The organism is Mycobacterium sp. 1245801.1, from assembly GCF_001673055.1.
GTDB lineage: Bacteria > Actinomycetota > Actinomycetes > Mycobacteriales > Mycobacteriaceae > Mycobacterium > Mycobacterium europaeum_A.
This window is the reverse complement of the sequence record NZ_LZKY01000312.1, coordinates 1-1632: the sequence shown is the minus strand read 5'-3', so window position 1 is coordinate 1632 and position 1632 is coordinate 1. Positions and strand designations below refer to the sequence as shown.

Here is a 1632-nt window from a genome sequence, read left to right as displayed (position 1 = left end):
CCCGTCCCTCGCTTGCGTCGACGATGCTCATCCCCACCTCGCTGGTGGAGTGCCGGCCGTCGCGGTGGCAGCCGGCGACGATCTCGACATAACTGCGCGGCCCGTTGAACACCGATTCCACCACCGGCCGCGCCGATTGTGGAATGCCCAGGTAGTCAAGGACTTCCGCAAGTGGTGCACCCGAACGCAGCCGCTCGTCGGCTCTCGCCCCGACCCGCATCGGCATGCTGAACTCGTCGAACCGCGCCGGCGGCCGTTGGGCGAGACCGACGGTGAGCACCGGAACCAGAGCGCGTGGATCGTCGATGTTCATCGCGGTGAAGGTGATCAGCTGTGCGCTGCGCAACGCGACCACGGTGATCGACGGCTTGCCGGCCTCACCGCTGCGCTGCGCGACGATGCCGCGCAGCAAGTCGGCGCCGGCGCCGGGCTCACCGGTGTCCTTGGCGGGGCCGACGTAACGCAGGTCCAGCCACCGCTGCGGAAAACACACCACCTTGATCCACTCGGCGACGGCGGGGTTGACGAGTCCGGCCTCCGAAACCAGGCCCAGCTCGGTCAGCTCAGCCTTCTGACGGTCGAGGAACGCGTTGCGCTCCGCGGCATCACGATAGGGCGAGGTGATTGCCAGCACCCAGGGAAAGCTCCCCGCCCCAACCGTTTCCGCGATGAACCAAGCGTGATCGACCGTCAGCTCGACGGCGTTGGGCGCTTGCTGCATCAGGTTCGTTCAGGCACGAACTAGCCGCCCCATTTGGCGGCTTCGGCCTGGTCGCGGGCGAGCATGGACATGGTGTTCGCCTCGTGGGTGCTGGCCATCGACTGGTAGGCGCGCACCAGGCTTTCCATCGCCTGGTTCCACTGGGCCTGCCACACCTGGTAGGTCATACCGGTGTCACCCTGCCAGGCGTTGGACAACGTGGCCTGTTCGCTGGCGATGTCGGAACCGAGCCCCTGCATGGTGCCGGCGTATCCGGACATGTCGGCGGCGTGGCTCAACATCGCCGGGTAGTTGTACATGATCTGCGACATGACAAGTCCTTTCGAGGTTGCTAGCGGTGAGCTCAGAACGCGGTGTAGCCGGAGGCGGCGGCGGCGTCGGCGGCCACGTAGGTCCCGGCGGCGTCCCCGAGGTTGGCCTGGGCGATGTCGAGCAGGGTGTTGACCCGCGCGGCGACCTCGACGAACCGCGCGTGCGCGGCCTGGAAGGCGGCAGAGGACTCACCCTGGTGGAACGCCTGCGCCGACATGGCTTCCTGCTCGGCCTGGCTGATCGTGCTGCGCAGCAATGCCGCCTTGGCGCTGAAGGCCGACTGTGCGGCTACCAACTGCGGAATGTGAGCGTCCAACATACTCATGTTGATTCCTTTCTGTTGCGTCCGTTGGGGATTCGGTAATTCACCTGCATCTGGCTGACTGCCTTACCCCCCTTTCCCCGGATCGGTTGGGCCCGTTGGGTTGCCGGCCTCGTGCTCCCACGTGCCGGGCACCATCGGCATGCGTGGGCCGCCGCCGAAGTCGTCGTCGGCCAGCTTGGTCAATCCGGCCGCCTGAAAAGCCTTCTGCCGCTGTGTCGTTCCGGCGAATCCGAGCGCCCCGGCACCCTGCGCGGATGCGACGGCCGCGGCCAGC

General features: G+C 67.0%; 3 protein-coding genes and 1 pseudogene. All 4 read right to left on the bottom strand.

Going from position 1 to position 1632, the window contains the following annotated elements:
* Window positions 1-721: ESX secretion-associated protein EspG (locus A5622_RS19940; protein ID WP_066880756.1), on the bottom strand; the 721-nt coding region annotated here is incomplete at its 3' end.
* Window positions 722-741: 20 nt separating this feature from the next.
* Entirely contained in the window at window positions 742-1032 is a 291-nt protein-coding gene (locus A5622_RS19935; protein WP_007768835.1) for a WXG100 family type VII secretion target, read from the bottom strand.
* A 32-nt stretch (window positions 1033-1064) separates the two neighbouring features.
* The gene (locus A5622_RS19930) at window positions 1065-1358 is read right to left on the bottom strand and encodes a WXG100 family type VII secretion target (protein ID WP_066860115.1); all 294 of its coding nucleotides are present in this window, start codon (window positions 1356-1358) and stop codon (window positions 1065-1067) included.
* 63 nt (window positions 1359-1421) lie between these two features.
* Window positions 1422-1632, bottom strand: a pseudogene (locus A5622_RS19925) (PPE family protein); the annotation flags it as partial.